The sequence below is a fragment of the Brucella pituitosa genome, from assembly GCF_965577835.1.
GTDB classification, from domain to species: domain Bacteria; phylum Pseudomonadota; class Alphaproteobacteria; order Rhizobiales; family Rhizobiaceae; genus Brucella; species Brucella pituitosa.
Map to the genome: position 1 here is coordinate 2,219,256 of NZ_OZ264092.1, position 16,434 is coordinate 2,235,689.

Below are 16,434 nucleotides of genomic sequence, written 5' to 3' on the forward strand. Positions count from 1 at the left end.
TTCAACGAGCCGCTGGCATCATAACGGAACGGCTGCGACAAGCATTGGTATTGATCTGTTCACAGGCACGGAACTTGAGGTCCCTGGTCATACAGATGCGAACTTCCTGAAGATAGTTGCTCTTGCATGATACAGACACGCCGTCAGGTTTCATGTCGGGATTTGCCGCAATAAATGCTTTCTCAACCAGCATCGGGTCGACGCGCCGACCCGAAGTAAGGTTGCGAAGGCTCGGCGGAATGTTCACGTGCTGATAGGCTTGGCGAACTGTGGCGAAATAGTCGTTCTGCGAGAGACCGGAGCAGCTTCCATGTTTGCGCCATTGATGCGCAACAAGCCCTGTTGAGGGCATGATATCGGAAACGCTTGAAACAATCTGGCGAGGCACAAAGCTTCCACGGCTGCGGGCATTGTCAAACTGACAATTGGCGGGATAGCCCCACTCGTTCTGTGGCCAGAGACCGTGGACCACAAAACCGAATGGCCGACCGGTGCCGCATTGCTGTTTGTTCGCTCTTGGACCTTCCAGAGTACAATAGCTCGGCGACCAGGAAAGAGACAGCACATAGAAATCAAAATCACCGGGGCGACTATTGCCCCGGTCCTGCGCCATTGCGGGTAGCGCTGCAAAAGAGGTGGCAAGAAGGGCGGTTGAAAGCACCGCCAGTTTGCGCATCATCGTGGTCACAATCAGCGCAGGACGCGGCAGCTTGCGTCGTAGACGAACCAGCGGTCGAAGCCGTCAACGCAGAACTCAACATTCTGGCCAACGCCAGCAAAGCCCTGGCCTTCTTCTACCATGTACCAAACCGAACGATGCTGACCGTCGCTGAGAACAGCGGTGGCCTTACAATAGGTCCGTTCGATCTGCGCTGGATTGTTTTTTGGCTCATAGCGGGTGAGGCGAACATCACTCATCGCGGAAATGCCAACTTGCAGCAGGTTTGGAACATTGCGCACCTGATAGCCGAAATCAGCAACGACACTGCGCAAAACCCCCTGCTGGCTGCAAAGACCGGCATCGCCGACAGATGCCGGTGCCGAAGTCAGGTAATCGGCGGCGCTTGCGGGCAGGGAAGCGAACGTCAGGGGAAGAACCGAAGCAGCCAGAAGGGCTGCTCGAGAAAACTGTCCGATGCGATCCAACTTGCGTTGCATGTCTTTTTCCTGTCTCACAATTCGAGCATGAAGCTCGTTTTCCAAACTTATCTGGGCGCAGTTTCATTCAGCAATTGGAAACGGTCAAGTACGATCCGTCTCACCGCGTATCCATTGAATGCTGAAATTGCCTCCCTTTTCCTCGCTAAGCAACTTGGTAAGGCAGGGAAGCAGGATTTGCATCTCACTTTCCAGTGTAAATGGCGGGTTCACGACAATCATTCCGGTGCCGTCAAGACGCGGCTCCAGTGACGGTGCCCGAATCGCAAGTTCGATCCGCATGATCTTGGGAATCTCGGTTTCGCGCAGACGCCTCGAAAACCGCTCCGTCTCTTTGCGGTCCTTCACTGGATACCAGAACGCATAGGTTCCACCGGGAAAACGCTTGTAAGCCTTGACGAGCCCATCCACGAGGCGATCGAATTCACCTTCTATTTCAAAAGGCGGATCAACAAGCACCAACCCACGCTTTTCCTTGGGCGGCATATGCGCGCCAAGAGCCAGCCAGCCATCAAGCTCGATGACGCGCGCCTGATAGTCGCCGTCAAACAGCTTTGCCAGATTTTTGGCATCTTGCGGATGTAGCTCAATCGCTGAAAGACGATCCTGCTTGCGTAGAAGATGCCGCGTCAGAAGCGGAGAGCCGGGATAATGTTTGAGCTTATTTCCTTTGTTCACCGTGCGAACTGTGTCGAGATAGGGCTGAAGCAGTTCGATAGCCGCTTGTGGAACGTCACCTTTTTCGACTGCATCCACCACACGACTGATGCCGCCGGTCCACTCGCCTGTTTTCTCGGCTTCAGTGCCGCGCAGATCGTAAAGACCGATGCCCGCATGGGTATCGATCACACGGAAGGCCTGATCCTTGCGTTTGAGATATTCAACAATGCGGGAAAGGATGACGTGCTTGACGACATCAGCAAAGTTCCCGGCGTGATAGGCGTGACGGTAATTCATGTTCGCGCTTGTTTCATGCCTCGTCGCTTTCGGCAATATCCGTGCTCAGTTAAATGTGACATAAAACTGTCATCATCTGCTCTCATCTGAGTCGAGTTTTGCATGTCTGGTAGCGTTCTGCTGATAGTCCTTTGTGGCGCGTTTCTTCACGCAAGCTGGAATGCTATCGTAAAGGGGAGTGGTGACAAGTTTTTCGCTGCAGCCAGTGTAACTGGTGCGGCCGGATTGGTCGCTGTATTTTTCCTGCTATTTTTACCGCTGCCGCATCCGTCGAGCTGGATATTCATTGGGCTCTCGACGATCACTCAGGTCTTTTACATGTCGCTGGTAGCGGCCGCTTATAAATCGGGCGACATGAGCGAGGCCTATCCGATCATGCGCGGCACCCCACCTTTATTGGTGGCGCTGGTCAGTGCGCCGCTGATTGGCGAAGTGATGGGCTGGCGTAGCTGGGTTGGCGTTATGCTGATCTGCTCGGGCGTTTTGGCGATGGCGCTTGAAGCGCGGCGTCGCAATGGTGGCACGTCCAGTAAAACCGCTCTGCTTGCCTTGGCCAATGCTGGCTTTATCGCGGCCTATACCATCATCGACGGCGTGGGCGTCCGCGCATCGGGCCATACTTTATCTTATACGTTATGGTTGTTTTTGATAAATGCCTTTCCGCTTGCCGGTTGGGCGCTCTATCGCGAGCCGGATCGCTTTCTGAACTATGTTCGCAACCATTGGCGTCCGTCGCTCGTGGGCGGTTTGGGGACATTGGGTTCTTACGGCCTTGCTCTGTGGGCGATGACGATGGCACCGATTGCAGTGGTTGCAGCTCTGCGAGAGACAGCGATCCTGTTTGGTGTGCTGATATCTGTGTTCATTCTCAAAGAGAAAGTCGGTTTGCCGCGTTTCCTGGCAGCAGGCCTCATTGTTCTGGGCGCGATCACGCTGCGGCTGGCTTGAAGATATATTTCGTCGCAGGCTTCTTAATTCGTAAGAAATTCGTTTCTGCGGAACATGGGTTGCGCTAAAAAAAGCACCATGAACCAGCTGTCCCCAAAAGCGAACATCAAAATTGGACATTCTGCTTGTCCACATGATTGCCCGTCCACTTGCGCGCTCGACGTCGAGTTGCTGGATGAGCGCACCATTGGCCGTGTGCGCGGTGCAAAGGATAATAGCTACACCGCAGGCGTGATTTGCGCCAAGGTTGCACGCTACGCCGAACGCGTGCATCACCCGGATCGCTTGAAGCATCCGCTTATTCGCACAGGACGCAAAGGTGACGGCGAGTGGAAACAGGCATCATGGGACGCAGCGCTCGATCTGATTGCAGAACGCTTTGTCAAAGCCGAAGAGACATATGGCAGTGAGAGCGTCTGGCCTTATTACTATGCGGGCACGATGGGACTGGTGCAGCGCGATTCCATCAATCGACTGCGTTTTGCCAAGCGTTATTCCAACCAGTTCGACAGTTTCTGCACAAACATGGCTTGGACCGGCTATTTTGCCGGAACAGGAAGTCTGACAGGTCCAGACCCGCGCGAGATGGCAAAAGCTGATGTGGTTGTCATATGGGGCACCAATGCCGCCGCCACTCAGGTCAATGTTATGACCCATGCGGTGCGGGCCCGAAAAGATCGCGGCGCCAAGATCGTTGTCATTGATATTTATGCCAATGCCACTGTGCGGCAGGCGGATATGGGTATTGTGCTCAAGCCCGGCACCGATGGTGCCTTTGCCTGTGCTGTCATGCATGTTTTGTTCCGTGACGGCCTTGCTGACTGGGAATATCTCGATCGCTATACTGACGATCCAAAGGGGTTGGAAGCGCACCTTGCTACGCGCACGCCTGAATGGGCTGCTGAAATTACCGGTCTCAGCGTCGAAGAGATTGAGGCGTTCGCGCATCTGGTGGGCAAGACCAAGCGCACTTATTTTCGCCTTGGCTATGGTTTCACACGCCAGCGAAATGGTGCGGTGAACATGCATGCAGCCGCATCGATTGCCTGTGTGACCGGCGCATTTTTATATGAGGGCGGCGGTGCATTTCATTCCAATTCCGGCATCTTCAAGATGGACAAGCGCGAGATTGAAGGTCGCGCGATGCAGGATATGAATATCCGCTTCCTCGATCAGTCCAAGATCGGGCGCATCCTGACGGGCGATAGCGAAGCACTTTATGGCGGTCCGCCTGTGACTGCGATGCTGATCCAGAATACCAATCCGATGAATGTAACGCCGGAACAGCGTCTGGTGCGCGAAGGTTTTGCTCGTGAAGACCTGTTTGTCGCTGTGCATGAGCAGTTCATGACGGATACGGCAAAGATGGCTGATGTCGTTCTGCCTGCGACGACCTTCCTCGAGCATGACGATATTTATCGTGGCGGCGGTCAGCAGCATGTGGTGCTTGGGCCCAAACTGATTGAACCGCTTGCGGAGGCGCAGCCGAACATCTTTGTGATTAACGAACTCGCAAAGCGATTGGGCGTTGCGCATTTGCCCGGCTTTGACCTCGATGAGCGCACGCTGATCGACAATATGAATGCCAATAGTGATCTCCCGCATTTCGACGAGCTGAAGGAAAAACGCTTTGTCGACTTGCAGCCGCCATTCGAGGAAGCGCATTACATCAACGGCTTTAATTGGCCGGACGGCAAATTCCGCTTCCGCCCCGACTGGACCGGAAGCCCATCGCCGAACAAGCCGCCGGAAGTTATGGGTCTGCAAGGCCCGCATCAATCTATGCCGGTCTTTCCAGACTACTGGAACGTGATTGAGGCTGTGGATGCAGACCATCCATTCCGCCTTGCAACGTCGCCAGCGCATAATTTCCTGAATTCGACATTTGCTGAAACGCCGACATCGCTTGCCAAGGAAATCAGGCCGGAACTTCTCATCCACCCGGATGACGCGGCAGATCTTGATATTGCTGATGGCGAGCGGATTGAAATCGGCAATCATCGCGGTGAAGTCGTACTTCATGCCGTATTGCGCGCTGGTCAAAAACGCGGTGTGGTGGTGTCGGAGGGTATTTTCCCCAATTCCACTTTTGAGCGTGGCGAGGGGATCAATACACTGATCGGGGCCGAACCTGCCGCCCCTTATGGCGGCTTGGCGGTTCACGACACGAAGATCTGGATCAAGAAAATCACTTAAAGCGCATCCCGAAAAGTGTGAAGCGGTTTTCGGATAAGATGCGCGCCAAGGAAATGAATCAAAAGCCCGCGCTGAGCAAATGCTCAGCGCGGGCTTTTGTATTTATGAAGTTGATTAGCCTGCGTAGTTCAGCTTGAGCTTGGAAAGGCCAACGGCTGCGTTGAGACCCTTCTGGCCCTGAAGCGAGATAGGCTGCAGGGAAATCGTCTTCCACGAACCGCCGGTCAGAATGTTGGTGCCTGCGCCGATGCCAATCGCGGCATTTGCCGATGCGCCGACATAACGGCCCTTCAATGCACCCTCAGGGCGAACGGTTGGTGCCCAGACAGCCCATGCAATCGTGCCGCCATTGATGAAGCCTACATCAACGCCAATCTTGGTGATGTTACCGGTATAATGTTCAACCGGACCACGACCGTGAACAGGGCTGAACACACAATCCACATCCTGCTGGCTACCGATGATAACACCGATAGCAGGGGAAATATTGCAGGAGAGGGTGCCAACTTCCGAACGCGGCTGGGTGCGGCCTGAGCCAGGAGGCGCCACGAAGTCAGCAGCAAGGGCAGGTGCGGTAATTGCTATGCCCGAAACGACGGCCATAGCCGACAGGAAGGAAGTCGAAAAACGGAGAGACATGATGTTGTCCTCTAATAAAACACAATACAGAAAGAGACGCTCATGCGACTCTCAAGGGTTGCCGAAGCAAGTCCCCTTACGCACTGGAATTAGGGCATTTTCACGAGAATTAAAGTTTTGTTAACGAAAAAATTCACGTGTGATGAATTTGTCGCGCCTAATCTCCTGTTTAGGATCAGGCGCTGATCACCATTGTATCTTGCGGCACTCCTGCTTCCGTATTGCCGGTGGCAAATTTGCTAAGCGCCAGAGCGTAGATCTTGTGTTCGGCTTTCAACACGCGAGCAGCGAGACTGTCTTCTGTATCGCCGTCAACAATTGGAACTGCAGCCTGTGCCAGAATAGGCCCTTCATCCATACCTTCCGTCACCAGATGCACGGTGCAGCCAGCAAGCTTCATGCCAGCATCTAGCGCACGCTGATGCGTATGCAGGCCAGGAAAAAGCGGTAGCAGGGAAGGGTGGATATTGAGGATACGCCCCTCATAAGGTGCAATGAACTTCCCCGACAGAAGTCGCATATAGCCAGCTAGGCAAATGATATCGGGATTCAGCGCTGCAAGTGCTTCAAGGATTGCGTCTTCATGTGCATCCTTCGAGGCATAATCCTTGCGGGCGAACGCTTGCGTTGCGATACCAGCGGCCTGTGCTTTCGCAAGGCCGCCAGCATCTGGCTTGTCGGAAAAGACTGAAACAATCTCAGCCGGAAAATCGGGTGTTTGAGCAGCGCGGATCAGCGCCTCCATATTGGAGCCGCCGCCCGAGATGAAAATAACGACCCGCTTGCGGCTCATAGTGCCAGAGTACCCTGATAGACGACGCCTTCGCCTTCGCGCTTGATCATGCGACCGAGCGTAACGACATTTTCGCCTTCGGCGGCGAGGGCTGCAAGCACTTCATCAACCTTGTCAGGCGTGACAACAGCGATCATGCCGATGCCGCAGTTGAAAGTGCGCAGCATTTCGAGTGGCTCGACGCCGCCGGTCTTGGCAAGCCAGGAGAATACGGCTGGAACATCGATTGCATCGAGATTGATTTCAGCGGCAAGGCCTTCCGGCAGGACGCGCGGAATATTGTCCGGGAAGCCGCCGCCAGTGATGTGCGCCAGTGCCTTGATGCCATCCGATGCGCGGATCGCAGCGAGCAGAGGCTTCACATAGATGCGGGTAGGCGTCAGCAGAGCTTCGCCCAGTGTTGCTCCGGACTGGAATGGCGCATCGGATTTCCAGCCAAGGCCCGACATTTCAACGATGCGACGCACCAGCGAGAAGCCGTTGGAATGAACGCCCGAAGACGAAAGGCCGAGAATGATGTCGCCTTCGGAGATATCGCCACGCGGCAGCAGACGATTGCGCTCAGCGGCACCTACGGCAAAGCCGGCCAGATCGTAGTCGCCATCGCGATACATGCCCGGCATTTCGGCGGTTTCACCACCGATCAGTGCGCAGCCAGCCTGAAGGCAGCCTTCCGCAATACCGGAGACGATAGCTACGCCCTGATCAGGCGAGAGCTTGCCAGTGGCGAAATAGTCGAGGAAGAAAAGCGGCTCCGCACCCTGAACGACGAGATCGTTCACGCACATCGCCACGAGGTCGATGCCGACCGTGTCATGCTTGTCTGCATCGATTGCAATTTTGAGCTTGGTACCAACGCCATCATTGGCTGCGACGAGTACAGGGTCGGTAAAGCCTGCAGCCTTGAGATCGAACAGGCCGCCGAAACCGCCAATTTCACCATCGGCACCGGGACGGCGCGTGGAGCGGACGAGAGGCTTGATCTTGTCGACCATCAGGTTGCCCGCATCGATGTCGACGCCAGCTTCTGCGTAAGTCAGTCCATTTTTCTTGGCGGGGTTATTTTCTGTGGTCATCACCTGCTCCTGAAACTGGCCTGAAACGGGGCTGTGCCCCTTGTGGGGATTATTTACCGGCGCAATGACATGAGATTGCTTGTCCTGCAAGGCCGAGAGGCTGGAAAAGCGCAAAACACTGCACGAATCTGCCGAAATTTCCGATACTGTGGATTTGCAGTAACCTGTCGATGCAGGGAGAACTCCTCGCTCATAAACATTGCAATCTTTTTGCTACGGTCTAACTATCCTTATCTGTCGGCGCTTACGAGAAAAGTAACATCGTTTTATTATAGCTGGGGCTCAGGACCCAGCTTTGCAGAGAATGGATCAAGATGGTCAAGAAACCAGCGCCGGTGCGTGACACGACAAGCAAGACGATACAGCAGTCAGAGGCCGTGGCACGCGATGGCGATATTCACGTCAATGTAGAAGTCGGCGGCTTTACGGGCTCCGTCATTCGTCGCCAAGCCATGTTCTGGACATGCGCCGTTGCTGTGTTCATCCTGTTTCTGGTGATTTTCAGCCCGGTCCTTCTGCCTTTCGTGGCCGGCATGGCGCTGGCATACTTTCTTGATCCTGTTGCAGACCGTCTGGAGCGGCTGGGTCTGTCGAGACTGGCCTCAACAATCGTCATTTTGCTCGTTTTCCTTATGATCCTGGTCATAGGGCTGATGATCATCATCCCGATTCTGGCAACACAGCTCGCGGATTTCATTTCCAAGCTACCGGATTATATCTCGCAGCTACAGGCACTGATGACCAACGAGAACTCGCAATGGTTAAAGCGTTATATCGGCATCGATAGCTCCGTCATTCAGGAAAATCTCAGTACATTGCTGCAACAAGGTGCTGGTTTCCTTTCGACACTGCTCCAGTCCCTGTGGAATTCGGGGAAATCTCTCATTGATATTGCGGGCCTTTTCATCGTTACGCCGGTGGTTGCATTCTACATGCTGCTTGACTGGGATCGCATGGTTGATCGCATTGATTCATGGGTGCCGCGCAGGCAGCTTTACACCGTCCGCGGCATTGCGCGTGACATGGATGCGGCAGTGGCGGGTTTCGTCCGTGGACAGGGCACTTTGTGCCTCATTCTCGGCACCTATTATGCGATCGGCCTGACCCTGACGGGGCTTAATTTTGGCCTGCTCATCGGCTTTTTCGCAGGGCTTATCAGCTTCATTCCCTATATCGGTTCCTTCGTCGGTCTGACGCTCGCGATCGGTGTTGCACTGGTCCAGTTCTGGCCGGATTGGATCATGATCGTTGCCGTTGCAGCAGTGTTTTTCCTGGGCCAGTTTGTTGAAGGAAACATCCTCCAGCCAAAGCTCGTCGGATCGTCTGTGGGTCTGCATCCGGTTTGGCTGATGTTTGCTCTGTTCGCCTTCGGTTCTCTGTTTGGCTTCACGGGCATGCTAGTGGCAGTGCCAGCTGCGGCAGCGGTCGGGGTGCTTGTGCGTTTTGCCCTGAATCGCTATCTCCATTCTCCGATGTACGACCCGGTCTATAAGCGCCCTCATTCCGATGCCGGGCCGCTGATCGAGGCTGGCGAGAATACAGGCAAAGAGAAATGAAACTGACACGTAACCGGGCGAGATTTTCGGGAGCCAGACATTCTGGAGGCAGCGATGAGTGACGCACCGCGTCAGATTCCGCTCGCTCTTGAGCATCAGCCCGGCTATCACCGCGAAGACATCATGGTCACGGGGTCGAACCGTGCAGCGGTGGATCTTATCGATCGCTGGCCAAACTGGGTTGCTCCGGTGGTAATCCTTGCCGGGCCGACGGGTGCTGGCAAGACGCACTTGGCGGAAGTCTGGCGCGCGGCAACAGGTGCGCTGTTGGCCGATCCTAAAGCCATCAGCGATGAGGTGGTGACGGGTGCTGCAGAATATCCGGTGCTGATCGACAATATTGGCGGTGCACCTTTCGATGAGACGGGCCTGTTTCATCTCATCAACAGCGTTCGGCAGAATGCAGCGCTTGGTCCGGGACCTTCACTCCTGATGACCTCGCGCCTCTTGCCCGCAAACTGGAAGGTAAAGCTTCCTGATCTTGCATCGCGCCTTAAGGCTGCAACAGTCGTCGAGATTGCAGAACCCGACGATATGTTGCTCGGCGGTGTCATTCACAAGCTTTTTGCCGACCGGCAGATCAGTGTTGAGCCACATGTGGTCAGCTATTTGGTGAGCCGTATCGAACGGTCACTTTTGTCTGCAATCCAGATTGTGGATCGTCTTGATCGCGCAGCTCTAGAACAGAAAACTCGTATAACGCGCACGCTTGCCGCGCAGGTCTTGTCAGAAGCGGGCCACGGTGAGGGATGAGGATAGCCATCACCGGAGCCCACGGATTTATCGGAAGCGCTGTTCTTCGCCAACTGGTGAATGACGGACATGAGACCGTTGCCCTTTCGCGCAACGATTTGCCAGCTCCTGATTTTTCAGATGTTGAAGTGGTCATTCATTGCGCGGCTCTCGCCCATCGAACAGGTGCTGAACGACCGCAGGCGGATGAATTTGATGCTGTGAATCATCGACTGACCGTCCAGCTGGCGGAAAAAGCCAGAAAGGCTGGTGTGCGTCGCTTCATCTTCGTTTCCACTATCTACACGATTGCGGGTAATCCATCGCCGCTGGTGCCAGACATGCCGCTTGCACCGCGAGATGATTATGGCCAGGCCAAAGCAAAGGCAGAAGTTGCTTTGCTTGCTATGACCGACATTGAAGTGGTGATCGCTCGACCCGTTCTTGTTTATGGACCGAACGCACGGGCCAATCTGCGGGCTTTGATGAAGCTTTGCGACACTGGTCTGCCATTACCATTCGGATCGGCAAATAATCGGCGTAGCTTTGTTTCACTGGAAAACGTGGCACGTGCTCTGGCGTTTCTTGCAAATACGGGATCAGATCAGGTTTCGGGGAACATTTTCCATCTTGCTGAGCCAGAACCGCGTTCAACGCATGAACTTGTATCAAAAGCACGCGCGGCTATGGGACGTCCGTCACGGTTGGTGCCTGTTCCTGCCTTCTGCATGGAAATGCTGCTCACACTCTTGGGCAAAAAGACACTTTATGAGCAGCTGTTCGGAGACATGGTCGCCGATACGTCTTCACTGCTTGACATCGGCTTTGAATATCTCCCGGGCGACCCGCAAATCGCGGCCATGGCAACAGCGGCACAGAAAATTTAGTTCTTCTGTCCGACGGCCATTGGCGGCTGGATGCGCGCCTTCTGCGTCAATGGTGTGGCAGGTGCTGCCGCTTGCGGCTTCTTGGCAATCGATCCGGTAGTAATCATCTGTGCACTGTCAGGCTTGTTACGACCACCCCGCAACTGGTCTTCATGCACCCAGCCAATCATGTTGGTTGAAGGCACGACAACACGATGCCATTTGCCTGTCTTGCCATAAGAGCGCATTTCGCGACCCTTTTCGACCGTGCCGATAGCAGGCGATTTATCCCATGCATTCTTGTGAATGGTGAGTTTTGCCTTGGCATAAATCACCGATGGAGAATGAGCGGCCGTATTGGTGCCGCGCGGCGGCATCGGCAATGCGCGTGCAGATGCAGGGAGTGGTGGTGGCGGAGCTACTCTCTGCATTGGCATTGGCGACTTTGGTGCCTGAATGGCAGCTTGTTGCACAGGCTTATTCTGCGCAGGTGCGACCAACGCAACCGGGCGAGGGACAGGACCCACCGCGCCTGCATAATCTTTTGAAGGCGTTTTCTTTTCAACTGCAGCTTTTTCGACGCGCTGCTTGTCTTCCACCTTTGCTGGGGCCGAAGAACTGAACTGCGGTGCGGCACGCTGGAACAAGGCAGTCAACGCTGCTTGCGGGCTCTTATGTTGGGCTGTGGTCCACAGACTGAACGCACCCAGACCCAAAATCGCGCCAAGCGCTAATATTGGTGCGGATGAACCTGAACCACTCTTACGCCCAGTGGAACGCCCAGTTGAGCGTTTTGTCGGGCGGGAGCTCCGTTTCCGTGGCGCCATTTTTCATGTCCCCTGTCCGAATCGCGACAGGAAGACATTAGCGGGTCTTCCTTCGCATTTCGTTACCGGGAACAATTATCAGACAGAACGGGTGAGGCCGCCATCTACGCGCAGGTTCTGACCTGTGATGTAGGCCGCACCGTCTGATGCCAGGAAGGCAACTGTTGCGGCAATTTCTTCGCTTTTGCCATAACGCTGCATAGGCACGCTGTCACGGCGCTCTTCAGTGGCTGGCAGGCTGTCGATCCAGCCCGGCAAAACATTGTTCATGCGAATGTTGTCGGGTGCATAAGTGTCGGCAAATACCTTCGTGAAAGAGGCGAGGCCTGCGCGGAACACCGCCGAAGTCGGGAACATTGCGCTTGGTTCGAAAGCCCATGCCGTCGAGATGTTGATGATCGTGCCGGATTTTTGCTTTTGCATGACAGGGACGACAAGACGGCTCGGGCGAACGACATTCAGGAAGTAAGTGTCGAGCCCCTTGTGCCAATCTTCATCGGTAATATCGAGAATCGGAGCGCGAGGGCCATGGCCGGCACTGTTAACCAGTGTATCGATACGTCCCCATTTCTCGACAGTGAGATCGACAAGCTTCTTCAGGTCATCGGCTGACTGGTTTGAGCCAGTCACGCCAATACCGCCCAGTTCGTTGGCCAGTGCTTCGCCTTTGCCTGATGATGAGAGAATAGCGACGGCAAAGCCATCCTGTGCGAGCTTGCGAGCGGATGCAGCCCCCATTCCGCTGCCGCCTGCTGTAATGATTGCAACTTTCTGTGCCGACATTTCCTGATCCTGACGTAATGAAACTGTTCCAATGCGCTGAAAGTAGCGAACAGGTTTGAAATCCCAAGTGAATTTTCTTGATTATAAGATTTTATGGCGTTGTTCAGACAATAAAAAACGCCGCTTGCGCGGCGTTTAATTAAAATAGATGGAATGGACTATTCCTGGCCGGATGACTTGTTGCCCGAAAAGGTCTCACCGGAAACAGGCTCATTGCTTTTCTGGCTGGACTCTTTTTGCTGAACTGCATCACGGAATGCCGCCCATTCATTTTCATGGCGACGGTACAGCGCATCTGAAGTCTGGATATCCATTTCTATCCTCCGTTGTCGTGGCAACGCAAATAACATGGACAGAGCGGAATCGTTGCATCACAAACGGTAAGCGATTGAAATCTTAATCGGTTTATATGTTTATAACTGCTTGGGGTCGCCTACCTATTGGTGCGTTTGGGTGTTTCGAACACCCTAAAGGATTAGTTCTCTTGAATGGAAATGCCGCCTTCGCCGATTTTCATTTCAATGCCGGAAGGTTTGCTTTCTTGCTGATAGGTATAAATTGCAAAGCCTGCCACTACGACGACAAGAGCACCGATGATCAGATAAAGTCCGTTGCGATTCACTCTGAAACTCCAAAAATTTGAGGATGCAAAAGGAACGCGCGAGCCTGCCGATGGTTCCTGACCTTTCCGAAAGCCCCGAAAAACGCAAATAAGCGTAAGGGTGTGAATAAAATTCGAAAAAGCTATTTTTATCACTTGCTTTATATCCGGCTATTATCTAGGGAAGGGCCGCTTACAAAGCACGGAGCGTAGCGCAGCCTGGTAGCGCACCTGATTTGGGATCAGGGGGTCGGAGGTTCGAATCCTCTCGCTCCGACCATTTTCTTCCTGACAATTTGCCATGATGAGTATGTCGCAATTAGTTGCTGTGGCGTGCGCCTTTATCGCGTTGACATGATGTGGCGTGTAAACTATTGCCTTGTTGAAATTATCGCCCTCCGGGCACAAAGCATAGATCAAGGTTCTTCAAATGGTTGCACGTATTTACCGTCCAGCTAAGACCGCAATGCAGTCTGGTAAAGCCAAAACAGAAAACTGGCTTCTGGAATATGAGCCGGAAAGCGCTCGCAAGGTTGAGCCTTTGATGGGCTACACTTCTTCTGGCGATATGAAGAGCCAGATTCGACTGTCATTTGACAGCCGCGAAGATGCGATCGAATACGCGACCCGCAATGGTATTGCTTATCGCGTGATCGAGCCGCACGAAGCAAAGCGCCGTAAGGTTTCCTATTCGGATAACTTCAGCTTCTACCGCGTTCAGCCTTGGACGCATTAACAGTTTAAATTCGTTACATGTTTTGCCTTAAATCCAGTGCGATTTTGAGGATAATGAAGTAACAGCTTTTCCCGGCCCAACGCATTGTGTTAAGGCCGGGTTCTGATGGTGAGGTCCCGTAGCTCAGCTGGATAGAGCACCGGCCTTCTAAGCCGTAGGTCGCAGGTTCGAATCCTGCCGGGATCGCCATCATATCAATGACTTAGGTTTATTGATTTCCTAAAGTTCCAACTTTCCTTCATTGTTTGTTCTCATCGCGCATGCGTTGGCAGCCGGGTAAGGCACAAGCAACCTGCTCCGAGCGATGATAAACAAAACGCCGCTAAATTTGCGGCGCTTTTATTCTGCGAGCAGGCGATTTATTGGCCGTGTGGGCCGTCACCGCTGCGGGAACGTGGGATAAATCTCGGGCCACGATCACGCGGACCATCCCAATGTCTGCCGCCGCGATCCCATCCGCGACCACGGTCCCAATGGCGATCACGACGCCAATGGCCGCGATCCCAGCCGCGACCGCGATAATAGTCACGATCCCAACGATCGTTACGATCATTGAGTGCTGCTCCTATGGCTACACCTGCGATCAGTGGAATACCGATCAGTGCTGCGTTGCGGCCAAAGTCGTCGGAATAACCGCCACTTGATCCCTCACGCATCGCGAGATAGCGAGAGGAAGCCCAACCGGATAAGCCGCCGTAACTGATCTGGCACCAGCCATAACCCGACGTGCAGCCCCGCACATTGACGGGTGCGCGGCTTGGGATACTACCAAGCGCAGCATAGCCCGTACCCGGGCCTGTGCGGACATTAAGATTGGTGGTTACGATTGCATTCGCCGCTTGTGCCGCACCCGCAGAAAAGACACCTAGTGCAACTATTGCTGCTTTGAAAGAAAGTCTCATCGGGGTTCTCCCTGAACAACTCCATTGGGTAGTAAACGATGAAGGACGGTAAGAAGTTCCCGTTGGTTCGTCTGTTGCGCGTGTTTCAGCGACGGTGACGCAGAATGACGGCGATAGCTAAGCCAGCCAAGCCTATGGCGATAACACCCTGCAACACGAAAACCCAGTTCATCATGGCATTTTCCTTTAGAACATATCCCGAAAAGTGTGAAACGGCTTCCGGGAAAGATGTGCGTGAAAACAAATGTTGAGACGCACCAATCTGATTCAACCGGATCGAAACGCGCTCTGATGTTTCCGGCACCCGAGGTCAGAATAAACTAATCCGATTGGTTCCCTATCGTATTTCAGAGGGCTGTGAAATGGATAAGTGTTGCGGTGTGTCCAGGTCTTTGAAAATATTGAATTTTAAAATCCCGCAATGGCGTCACAAAAGCGGTCATTCGGCCGCCTTTGCTTTGTCTGGAGCTTGCTATTCGTCTCTTCCGAAATACTTTGCTTTGATAGCCGCAAGTTCTTCACTTTCTTGAAGGCTGATAATTGCAACAGAGGCGGGTTTTACAAGGTCGCTGTGGCGCGGGAAGGCAAAGCCATATTTGTCTGGACTAAAGATGTTTCCAACCAACTCAACGGGTTCGGCTGCATTCTTGTGCGCATAATATTCCAGTACCGGGCTGTCGCCGACAATTGCTGAAATCTCATCGTTTGTCAGTGCGGACACCGCTTCGGGTAGGTGATCAAAAGTAACTGTCGAGATTGAGCGCGCAGCCATCATCTGTTCTGCAATGCTGCCTGTACGTACACCCACAGTCTTGTTTTGCAGCTCAGCCAAGTTGTTGATATTGTTTGAAATATGCGCAACTGTCATAACGCTGGTAACTGACGAAGTTACATAAGCCACCACGGCTATGCCGAAGACCAGCCAAAATGCCTGCCAAATGCGACCCGCCCATCCGAAGAGATTCTTGCGTGAGCTTTTGCCTGAAGTGGCAAGGGAAACGACGTGATAGAAGCTTTCGGCCAAGCCTTCCAGCCAGCGGCGCGGGAAGTTCTGATCGAACCGGCGATCAAATAGTGTTAGCAGAATGGTAGCAATCAGAATGACTATGCCGATCCATGCATAAGTGGCGAGGTGGCCGGCGTCTTCCAGATCGCCGATCAGATCATTCCATCCATTACCGGCTTGTGTGTGCACCATGATCCGCAGGCCTGCATCGAACCATGGATGGGTGAAATCTACGACTTCGGCACGTTTTTCGGTGATGGTGAGGTTGGTAACGGCCGCATCGACCTCGTTCGCGGAAACAGCTTTCACCAATGCATTGTAGTTCGGATACTCGATGAAATGAGATGCTAATCCCAGACGCGTGCTCACGCTGTTCCAGAGGTCGACCGCCATTCCAGTGTATGTGTCGCCCTGTTTGCTGACAAAAGGCTCGCTGACATAAACGCCCACCTTCACCTGACGTAAAGGTGCATCCTGAGCCGCAGTAGGAAACACTGAGAGTGTTAACAAAAAGAGTGCGAGAAGACTCTGGACCAAAAGAATAGCCGCATTTTTAGTCAAATTCTGGGATAACACTGTCACAAGCCGAATTTTTATTGTCGATGGTGGGGTAGTATAGATATTTCAGCTGATGATGGAAACAAAAGAATAGTGTCGT

General features: G+C 53.6%; 18 protein-coding genes and 2 tRNA genes. 8 read left to right on the forward strand and 12 right to left on the reverse strand.

Annotated features, from left to right (window positions below):
• Position 1 precedes the first annotated feature (1 nt).
• The 3 genes from ACSME1_RS10685 to ACSME1_RS10695 form a co-directional block, all read right to left on the reverse strand.
• Entirely contained in the window at positions 2–679 is a 678-nt protein-coding gene (locus ACSME1_RS10685; RefSeq protein ID WP_024897373.1) for a ribonuclease T2 family protein, read from the reverse strand.
• A gap of 11 nt (positions 680–690) precedes the next feature.
• On the reverse strand, positions 691–1,158 hold the full coding sequence (locus ACSME1_RS10690; protein WP_105706793.1) for a hypothetical protein: 468 nt from the start codon (positions 1,156–1,158) through the stop codon (positions 691–693).
• Between the two features lie 84 nt (positions 1,159–1,242).
• Positions 1,243–2,115 (reverse strand): 23S rRNA (adenine(2030)-N(6))-methyltransferase RlmJ, encoded by an 873-nt coding sequence (locus ACSME1_RS10695; protein WP_105706790.1) that lies wholly within the window; start codon positions 2,113–2,115, stop codon positions 1,243–1,245.
• A 102-nt stretch (positions 2,116–2,217) separates the two neighbouring features.
• Between ACSME1_RS10695 and ACSME1_RS10700 the strand changes: the two genes are divergently transcribed.
• The gene (locus ACSME1_RS10700; protein WP_024897376.1) at positions 2,218–3,063 is read left to right on the forward strand and encodes a DMT family transporter; all 846 of its coding nucleotides are present in this window, start codon (positions 2,218–2,220) and stop codon (positions 3,061–3,063) included.
• Positions 3,064–3,141: 78 nt separating this feature from the next.
• Positions 3,142–5,259, forward strand: coding sequence for a molybdopterin oxidoreductase family protein (locus ACSME1_RS10705; protein ID WP_105706788.1), 2,118 nt, complete (start codon positions 3,142–3,144; stop codon positions 5,257–5,259).
• A 114-nt stretch (positions 5,260–5,373) separates the two neighbouring features.
• Here the strand turns inward: ACSME1_RS10705 and ACSME1_RS10710 are convergent, their stop codons facing one another.
• The 3 genes from ACSME1_RS10710 to purM all read right to left on the reverse strand — a co-directional run bounded on the left by ACSME1_RS10710 (position 5,374) and on the right by purM (position 7,767).
• Entirely contained in the window at positions 5,374–5,898 is a 525-nt protein-coding gene (locus tag ACSME1_RS10710; protein ID WP_024897378.1) for a DUF992 domain-containing protein, read from the reverse strand.
• 175 nt (positions 5,899–6,073) lie between these two features.
• Complete coding sequence (gene purN, locus ACSME1_RS10715) at positions 6,074–6,691, reverse strand: phosphoribosylglycinamide formyltransferase (RefSeq protein ID WP_105706786.1); 618 nt, start codon at positions 6,689–6,691, stop codon at positions 6,074–6,076.
• Positions 6,688–7,767: a phosphoribosylformylglycinamidine cyclo-ligase gene (purM, locus tag ACSME1_RS10720; protein ID WP_024897380.1), complete on the reverse strand. Its 1,080-nt coding sequence runs from the start codon at positions 7,765–7,767 to the stop codon at positions 6,688–6,690. Before purM ends, purN begins: the two co-directional genes overlap by 4 nt.
• Before the next feature lie 314 nt (positions 7,768–8,081).
• On the opposite strand from purM, the gene ACSME1_RS10725 reads away from it, so the two are divergent.
• Genes ACSME1_RS10725 through ACSME1_RS10735 form a run of 3 tightly spaced genes read left to right on the forward strand, consistent with a single transcriptional unit; the run spans position 8,082 to position 10,942 of the window.
• Positions 8,082–9,323: an AI-2E family transporter gene (locus tag ACSME1_RS10725; protein WP_024897381.1), complete on the forward strand. Its 1,242-nt coding sequence runs from the start codon at positions 8,082–8,084 to the stop codon at positions 9,321–9,323.
• A gap of 42 nt (positions 9,324–9,365) precedes the next feature.
• Positions 9,366–10,076, forward strand: a complete 711-nt coding sequence (gene hdaA, locus ACSME1_RS10730) for a DnaA regulatory inactivator HdaA (RefSeq protein ID WP_024897382.1) — start codon at positions 9,366–9,368, stop codon at positions 10,074–10,076.
• Positions 10,073–10,942 (forward strand): NAD-dependent epimerase/dehydratase family protein, encoded by an 870-nt coding sequence (locus tag ACSME1_RS10735; protein ID WP_024897383.1) that lies wholly within the window; start codon positions 10,073–10,075, stop codon positions 10,940–10,942. Before hdaA ends, ACSME1_RS10735 begins: the two co-directional genes overlap by 4 nt.
• On the opposite strand, the gene ACSME1_RS10740 is transcribed toward ACSME1_RS10735, so the two are convergent.
• From ACSME1_RS10740 to ACSME1_RS10755, 4 genes are all read right to left on the reverse strand, one after another.
• Positions 10,939–11,748 carry a hypothetical protein gene (locus tag ACSME1_RS10740; RefSeq protein WP_024897384.1) on the reverse strand — a complete coding sequence of 270 codons (810 nt, stop codon included), beginning with the start codon at positions 11,746–11,748 and terminating at the stop codon, positions 10,939–10,941. The genes ACSME1_RS10735 and ACSME1_RS10740 overlap by 4 nt on opposite strands.
• A 78-nt stretch (positions 11,749–11,826) precedes the next feature.
• Entirely contained in the window at positions 11,827–12,531 is a 705-nt protein-coding gene (locus tag ACSME1_RS10745; RefSeq protein ID WP_024897385.1) for an SDR family oxidoreductase, read from the reverse strand.
• A gap of 158 nt (positions 12,532–12,689) precedes the next feature.
• Positions 12,690–12,845: a hypothetical protein gene (locus tag ACSME1_RS10750; protein WP_164844631.1), complete on the reverse strand. Its 156-nt coding sequence runs from the start codon at positions 12,843–12,845 to the stop codon at positions 12,690–12,692.
• A gap of 161 nt (positions 12,846–13,006) precedes the next feature.
• On the reverse strand, positions 13,007–13,153 hold the full coding sequence (locus ACSME1_RS10755) for a hypothetical protein (protein WP_024897386.1): 147 nt from the start codon (positions 13,151–13,153) through the stop codon (positions 13,007–13,009).
• Positions 13,154–13,335: 182 nt separating this feature from the next.
• Here ACSME1_RS10755 and ACSME1_RS10760 point away from each other — a divergent pair.
• The 3 genes from ACSME1_RS10760 to ACSME1_RS10770 all read left to right on the forward strand — a co-directional run bounded on the left by ACSME1_RS10760 (position 13,336) and on the right by ACSME1_RS10770 (position 14,057).
• Positions 13,336–13,412: transfer RNA gene (locus ACSME1_RS10760), tRNA-Pro, on the forward strand.
• Between the two features lie 150 nt (positions 13,413–13,562).
• Positions 13,563–13,868, forward strand: coding sequence for an ETC complex I subunit (locus ACSME1_RS10765; protein ID WP_024897387.1), 306 nt, complete (start codon positions 13,563–13,565; stop codon positions 13,866–13,868).
• Between the two features lie 112 nt (positions 13,869–13,980).
• Positions 13,981–14,057: transfer RNA gene (locus ACSME1_RS10770), tRNA-Arg, on the forward strand.
• A 170-nt stretch (positions 14,058–14,227) separates the two neighbouring features.
• Here ACSME1_RS10770 and ACSME1_RS10775 read toward each other — a convergent pair.
• On the reverse strand, positions 14,228–14,770 hold the full coding sequence (locus tag ACSME1_RS10775) for an SH3 domain-containing protein (RefSeq protein ID WP_024897388.1): 543 nt from the start codon (positions 14,768–14,770) through the stop codon (positions 14,228–14,230).
• Between the two features lie 472 nt (positions 14,771–15,242).
• The gene (locus ACSME1_RS10780; RefSeq protein WP_235822330.1) at positions 15,243–16,313 is read right to left on the reverse strand and encodes a transporter substrate-binding domain-containing protein; all 1,071 of its coding nucleotides are present in this window, start codon (positions 16,311–16,313) and stop codon (positions 15,243–15,245) included.
• Positions 16,314–16,434 lie beyond the last annotated feature (121 nt).

Bases quoted from the DNA above. Each gene is read 5' to 3' on its own strand.
- ACSME1_RS10735 (WP_024897383.1), top strand. From the start codon at position 10,073: ATGAGGATAGCCATCACCGGAGCCCACGGATTTATCGGAAGCGCTGTT.
- ACSME1_RS10745 (WP_024897385.1), bottom strand. From the start codon at position 12,531: ATGTCGGCACAGAAAGTTGCAATCATTACAGCAGGCGGCAGCGGAATG.
- purM (WP_024897380.1), bottom strand. From the start codon at position 7,767: ATGACCACAGAAAATAACCCCGCCAAGAAAAATGGACTGACTTACGCA.
- ACSME1_RS10775 (WP_024897388.1), bottom strand. From the start codon at position 14,770: ATGAGACTTTCTTTCAAAGCAGCAATAGTTGCACTAGGTGTCTTTTCT.
- ACSME1_RS10740 (WP_024897384.1), bottom strand. From the start codon at position 11,748: ATGGCGCCACGGAAACGGAGCTCCCGCCCGACAAAACGCTCAACTGGG.
- ACSME1_RS10700 (WP_024897376.1), top strand. From the start codon at position 2,218: ATGTCTGGTAGCGTTCTGCTGATAGTCCTTTGTGGCGCGTTTCTTCAC.
- ACSME1_RS10695 (WP_105706790.1), bottom strand. From the start codon at position 2,115: ATGAATTACCGTCACGCCTATCACGCCGGGAACTTTGCTGATGTCGTC.
- ACSME1_RS10765 (WP_024897387.1), top strand. From the start codon at position 13,563: ATGGTTGCACGTATTTACCGTCCAGCTAAGACCGCAATGCAGTCTGGT.
- ACSME1_RS10725 (WP_024897381.1), top strand. From the start codon at position 8,082: ATGGTCAAGAAACCAGCGCCGGTGCGTGACACGACAAGCAAGACGATA.
- ACSME1_RS10690 (WP_105706793.1), bottom strand. From the start codon at position 1,158: ATGCAACGCAAGTTGGATCGCATCGGACAGTTTTCTCGAGCAGCCCTT.
- ACSME1_RS10750 (WP_164844631.1), bottom strand. From the start codon at position 12,845: ATGGATATCCAGACTTCAGATGCGCTGTACCGTCGCCATGAAAATGAA.
- purN (WP_105706786.1), bottom strand. From the start codon at position 6,691: ATGAGCCGCAAGCGGGTCGTTATTTTCATCTCGGGCGGCGGCTCCAAT.
- ACSME1_RS10685 (WP_024897373.1), bottom strand. From the start codon at position 679: ATGATGCGCAAACTGGCGGTGCTTTCAACCGCCCTTCTTGCCACCTCT.
- ACSME1_RS10710 (WP_024897378.1), bottom strand. From the start codon at position 5,898: ATGTCTCTCCGTTTTTCGACTTCCTTCCTGTCGGCTATGGCCGTCGTT.
- ACSME1_RS10705 (WP_105706788.1), top strand. From the start codon at position 3,142: ATGAACCAGCTGTCCCCAAAAGCGAACATCAAAATTGGACATTCTGCT.